Origin of the sequence: Neisseria sicca 4320 (genome assembly GCF_000193735.1) — a bacterium.
Classification (GTDB): domain Bacteria; phylum Pseudomonadota; class Gammaproteobacteria; order Burkholderiales; family Neisseriaceae; genus Neisseria; species Neisseria sicca_E.
Genome location: NZ_AEPF01000005.1, coordinates 1 through 5,564 on the forward strand (window position 1 = coordinate 1; position 5,564 = coordinate 5,564).

The window sequence follows — 5,564 nt, forward strand, 5'->3', positions numbered from 1 at the left end:
CGGTTTGTGAATTGGATTAGACACAAACTGCCTTTTCAGACGACCTCTCTCTATTTTGCGTTTAAGCGGCGGCAAGACTGATTAACTCTGCCGCGTGGCTGCGGGTCGTGTCGGTAATGATTTCCCCGCCAAGCATACGGGCGATTTCTTCGATACGCTGTTGGTGATCCAACACGCTGATTTCGCTGACGGTTTGTTCGCCTTCGCTGTGTTTGCGAACCTGCCAATGGTTTTCACCGCAGGAAGCGACTTGCGGAAGGTGGGTCACGGCAAGCACTTGGTGCTTTTTGCCCAAAGCGCGCAGGGCTTTGCCGACCATTTCCGCTACACCGCCACCGATACCGGTATCGACTTCGTCAAAAATCAGCGTGGGAACTTGCGTGTATTGGCTGGTCACAACCTGCAAGGCAAGGCTGATGCGGGCAAGTTCGCCGCCGGACGCGACTTTGTTCAGCGGACGGGACGGATTGCCTTTGTTGGCGGCAACTTGGAACTGAACCTGCTCCAAGCCGTGCGCAGTGGGGGAAGACGGCAGCAGGACGATGTCGAAACGCGCGCCTTTCATGGCGAGATGCTGCATATGTCCGGTCGTTTCCTCGCCCAACCTGCCCGCCGCCTGATGGCGCATGGCGGAAAGAACGTGGGCGGCTTCCTGATATTCGGCAAGATTGCGGGCGACGGTTTGCGTCAATGCTTCCAAATCGGCGGCGGCTTGCAGGCTTTGCAGACGCTCGTCGATTTCAGCCAGCTTTTGCGGCAAGGCTTCAGGCTCGATGCGGTATTTCCGCGCCATCCCCATCATCTCGCCCATACGCTGTTCCTGCGCCGCTAATTCGTTGGGATCAATGTCGCTGCGGCCTGCGACGTCACGCATATTGGCACTGATTTCACCCAGTTCTGCTTCAATGCTCGACAGCATATTCAGGCTCTCGGCGAAACGCGGCTCGATGTTTTGCAGATTGGTCAATAACTTTTGGCATTGATAAATTTGACGTTGGATGCCGTTGTCGCCATCAATGTAGTCGCCGACTTCTTCGGCGGCTTGCAGCAATTCGGCGGAATGGGCAAGGCTATCGTGGCTTTGGCTGAGGGCTTCCCATTCGCCTTGTTTAACGTCCAACTGGTTCAATTCGTTGAACTGCCATTCCAAACGCTCACGCTCGATAATGATGGTCTCGGCGTGTTCCTGCGCCTCTTGGAGGGCTTTTTTCGCATTGACCCAGTTTTGATAAAGCTGTCTGACGGTTTCCGCCTGCGCCTTACTACCTGCAAATGCGTCCAACAATTCGCGCTGGGCGGATTCTTGATTGAGGGAATGGTGGGCGTTTTGCCCGTGGATGTCGATAAGCTGCCCGCCGATGGCTTTGAGCTGCGCCAGCGTAGCTGCCTGATTGTTGATAAAGCTGCGGCTTTTCCCTTTGGCATCGATGATGCGGCGGATGCTGAGTTCTTCCGCATCTTCGTCTAGAAAACCCTGCTCCTGCAATTGGGCTTTGAGATCGGGCAAAAGGCTGATGTCAAACAATGCCGACAACTGCGCTTCCTTCGCGCCGCTGCGGATTTGGCTGTAATCGGCTTTGTCGCCCAATAGAAGCCCGATGGCGTCCAACGTAATCGATTTGCCCGCGCCTGTTTCGCCGGTCAAGACGGTAAAACCGCTTTGGAAATCCAGATTGAGGTTTTCAACAATGACAAAATCGCTCAGGGAAAGTGCCAACAGCATGGTAGTATTCCTTAGTAAATCGACCGCGTATCGGCGGCTAACTTTAGATATGCTGATTATAACTAAGATTTTTTATAGTTTGAATAAGATTTTCTATATTTATTCAAATTTTTCTTATTGAATTTTTATACATCTGATTTTTATTATTTTATTTACAACACTTTCAAAATTAAGTCGTCTGAATAGGCCGTCGAAAACAGTCGGCAACAAAAAAACCTGCCGCTTCGGGCAGGTTTTTTATCGGATGATGCGCTGTATTACAGGCCGCTCAGACGGGCGGTGTCGTGTGCAATCATCAATTCTTCGTTGGTCGGAATCACAACGGCGACGGCTGCGCTGTCGGCAGTCGTAATCACGCCTGCGTTACCGAAGCGGGCTTTCAGGTTGGCTTCGTGGTCGGCTTTCAGACCGAGGAAGCCCAAGTAGCCGAGTACGCGCTCGCGGATGATGTCGGAGTTTTCGCCAATACCGCCGGTGAAGACGAGTGCGTCAAGACCGCCGGCTGCGACAGCCATGCTGCCGATGTATTTGGCGAGGCGGTAGATGAAGATTTCCAGAGCCAGTTTGGCACCTGCGTGGCCGTTGGCAGCTTCTTCTTCGATGGTACGGCAGTCGTTGGACAAACCTGAGATACCGAGCAGACCTGATTTTTTGTTCAGCATGTCGGTGATTTGGGCGATGGTCATGTTGGCATTTTCAGCCAAGAAGCTAAACACTGCGGGATCGATGTCGCCGCTGCGGGTACCCATGACCAAACCTTCCAGCGGGGTCAGGCCCATGCTGGTATCGCGTGATTCGCCGTTGGCGACGGCGGTAATAGATGCGCCGTTACCCAAGTGGGCAATTACCATGCGCAGGTCTTTTTTGTTTTTACCGAGGAAACGGGCGGTTTCATCGGAAACGTAGCGGTAGCTGGTACCGTGCGCGCCGTAACGACGCAAGCCGTATTTTTCATACAGTTCATGCGGAATAGCGTAGGTGTAGGCATGTTCCGGCATGGTTTGGTGGAAGGCGGTGTCGAAAACGACGACGTTGGGCAGGCCTTTGAAAATGCTTTGTGCGGCACGCAGACCCAAGAGGTGCGCGGGGTTGTGCAGCGGAGCGAGCGGAATACATTTTTCGATGCCGGCGATGACTTCGTCGTCAACGAGGATGGATTCGCTGTACAGTTCGCCGCCGCTGACGACGCGGTGGCCGATGGCGCCGATGCGGCTGTCGAGACCGTGGGCTTTGAGTTCTTCCATCAGGGCTTCAACTGCGCCGGTGTGGTCGGGCTTGTCGGACAGATCGACTTTATGTTTTTCGCCGTTTACTTTGAACGTGATGTAAGCATCGGGCAGGTTGAGTTTTTCGGCAAGGCAGCTGAGCAGGACTTCACCGGTGTCGTTATCCAGCACGGCACCTTTGAGGGATGAGCTGCCGCAGTTCAAAACTAAGATGAGTTTTTGGGTCATTTGTTGTGGCTCCTGAAGGTTTCAGACGACCTGTGTAGGCAGTATCGGCAATCTGTTCTTTGTCGTGGATATACCGCCAAACATCTCCCGCAGGCATAGTGGATGCGCTTGTGGTTCGAGCCGGGCGTTTGCGCGGCAGACCGTATCGGTTGGTGGCGTAAAATCTATGAAAGAAAAAATTATCGTTACATTCGGAATGGCGGCAACTTTATGAATGTTGCTTTCCGTGTGGCTTCTGCCGCCGCTGATTCGGCGGGGTCGTCTGAAATCGGTTGATGAATGTAAACCGCGCTATTCTAGCAAAAAACGGGTTCGGCTGCTTGGCTTAATGTTTGACTTGGAACAGGCGTGGAGCAATCAAGGAAGATATTGATGTTTAAAGGGAAACGGTTTGTTTTCAGACGACCTGTCGAACGCGGTGGCGCAAAGCCCTTTGCAGGGGCGTGTCAAACTGTTACATTTAGACAATTTTTGTGTTCACTATGTCGTCTGAAAAAAGCGGCAGCCTTTTAAGATTCTTTGATATGCACTATTTCAGTATCCAAACGCAACAAGGCGCCCATGTGGGCTTTTTCATCATGCTGCCGGATGACGAATCCGAAACGCAGTCGCAGAGCGGGCGTTTTGCCGTCAAGCTGCAAAGTGAAGAAGGCGTGGCGGCGGAGGCTTTGGCTCCTTTCGAGCAAACGGAGATTCCGCAATATTGGCGCGTCGTGAAAGACCATATCGAGCTGTTTTTCGACGACGCCCTTGTCGGCTCGCTGCGCAACGAATATCTGACCGTATCGGGACAGACTTTCGTCTTAACCGATTTGACCGGAGCGATGTGATGGAAAGTATGTTTATTTTGGTGCCCATCAGCATCATTTTGGCATTTGCCATCGGCTATTTTTTCTGGTGGTCGGGCAAAAACGGACAGTTTGACGATCTCGAAGGACCGGCACACCGCATCCTGATGGACGACGATTCCACCGACAAGCTGCTTGAAAACGAAATAGAAAAAGAAGAACAAAAATCCGAAAAATGAGCCTCAAAAAAGACAACCTGAATTTCCCGACCAGCCGCCGTTTCGCCCCATTATTCGGCACGCAGTTTCTGGGCGCGTTCAACGACAATATGTTCAAAACCGCGCTGTTTGTGATGATCAGCTTCTACGGTTTGGGCAAAAACGACTTCCTGCCCGCCAGCCAAATGCTGAACTTGGGCGCGTTGCTGTTTATCCTGCCGTATTTCCTGTTTTCCGCGCTGTCGGGACAACTGAGCACCAAATTCGACAAAGCCGTCTTGGCGCGATGGATCAAAGTATTGGAAATCGTCATCATGGCGGTGGCGGCGTTCGGCTTCTATATCCAGTCCGCCCCGCTGCTCTTGGTCTGCCTGTTTTGCATGGGTGCGCAATCGACGCTGTTCGGCCCGCTGAAATACGCCATCCTGCCCGATTACCTCAACGACAAAGAGCTGATTATGGGCAACAGCCTGATCGAATCGGGAACGTTCATCGCCATTTTGTTCGGTCAGATTTTAGGCACGTCCGTCGCAGGCTTGCCGCCCTCCGTCGTCGGTATCTTAGTATTGCTAGTCGCCATCGGCGGCACGTTGACCAGCTTCTTCATGCCTAATGTCCCCGCCAAAGCCCCCAACACCAAAATCGAATGGAACATCGTCAAAGGTACGCACGCGCTCCTGCGCGAAACCGCGCAATATGATTCGGTCTTCACTTCCATCATCGGCATTTCGTGGTTTTGGTTTATCGGCTCGGTTTACACCACCCAACTGCCGACCTTCACGCAAATCCATCTAGGCGGCAACGACAACGTCTTCAACCTCATGCTCGCCCTATTCTCCATCGGCATCGCCGCCGGCTCGGTGTTGTGCGCCAAACTCAGCCACGAACGCCTGCTCTTGGGCTTGGTAACCGTTGGCACAACGGGTTTGACCGTATTCGGCTTGATTTTGGTATGGCTGACCAACGGGCAACGCTTTGTTGAACTCAACGGCATCACCTGGTTTCTCTCGCAAGGCATCGCATACCCCGTTATGCTGGTCATGACGCTGATCGGCTTCTTCGGCGGCTTCTTCTCCGTCCCGCTCTACACTTGGCTGCAAACCGCCAGCAGCGAATCCTTCCGCGCCCACGCCGTCGCCGCCAACAACCTCATCAACGGCGTGTTTATGGTATCCGCTTCCATTTTAAGCGCGGTACTCTTGATGCTGTTTGACAGCATTTCCCTGCTTTATCTGATCGTCGCCATCGGCAATATCCCCTTGATTGTTTACCTAATCCAGCGCGAGCCCCGTTTCTTAAACGATATGGGCAAGATATTCGGCAATATCAGAAAACGATAAGCCGGAACGTAAAAAAAGGTCGTCTGAAAACGGGAATTCCA

6 protein-coding genes are annotated in these 5,564 nt (G+C 52.8%); 4 read left to right on the forward strand and 2 right to left on the reverse strand.

Annotated features, from left to right (window positions below):
• Window positions 1-61: 61 nt before the first annotated feature.
• On the reverse strand, window positions 62-1,723 hold the full coding sequence (gene recN / locus NSCA4_RS0100125; protein ID WP_016686276.1) for a DNA repair protein RecN: 1,662 nt from the start codon (window positions 1,721-1,723) through the stop codon (window positions 62-64).
• A gap of 257 nt (window positions 1,724-1,980) precedes the next feature.
• Window positions 1,981-3,177 (reverse strand): acetate kinase, encoded by a 1,197-nt coding sequence (locus NSCA4_RS0100130; RefSeq protein WP_016686277.1) that lies wholly within the window; start codon window positions 3,175-3,177, stop codon window positions 1,981-1,983.
• 102 nt (window positions 3,178-3,279) lie between these two features.
• Between NSCA4_RS0100130 and NSCA4_RS15375 the strand changes: the two genes are divergently transcribed.
• From NSCA4_RS15375 to NSCA4_RS0100150, 4 genes are all read left to right on the forward strand, one after another.
• Window positions 3,280-3,453: a hypothetical protein gene (locus tag NSCA4_RS15375; RefSeq protein WP_016686278.1), complete on the forward strand. Its 174-nt coding sequence runs from the start codon at window positions 3,280-3,282 to the stop codon at window positions 3,451-3,453.
• Window positions 3,454-3,701: 248 nt separating this feature from the next.
• Entirely contained in the window at window positions 3,702-4,007 is a 306-nt protein-coding gene (locus NSCA4_RS0100140; RefSeq protein WP_016686279.1) for an HLGFF motif protein, read from the forward strand.
• Window positions 4,007-4,204, forward strand: coding sequence for a cbb3-type cytochrome oxidase assembly protein CcoS (ccoS, locus tag NSCA4_RS0100145; protein WP_016686280.1), 198 nt, complete (start codon window positions 4,007-4,009; stop codon window positions 4,202-4,204). Before NSCA4_RS0100140 ends, ccoS begins: the two co-directional genes overlap by 1 nt.
• The gene (locus tag NSCA4_RS0100150; RefSeq protein ID WP_016686281.1) at window positions 4,201-5,523 is read left to right on the forward strand and encodes an MFS transporter; all 1,323 of its coding nucleotides are present in this window, start codon (window positions 4,201-4,203) and stop codon (window positions 5,521-5,523) included. Before ccoS ends, NSCA4_RS0100150 begins: the two co-directional genes overlap by 4 nt.
• The last annotated feature ends 41 nt before the right edge of the window (window positions 5,524-5,564 follow it).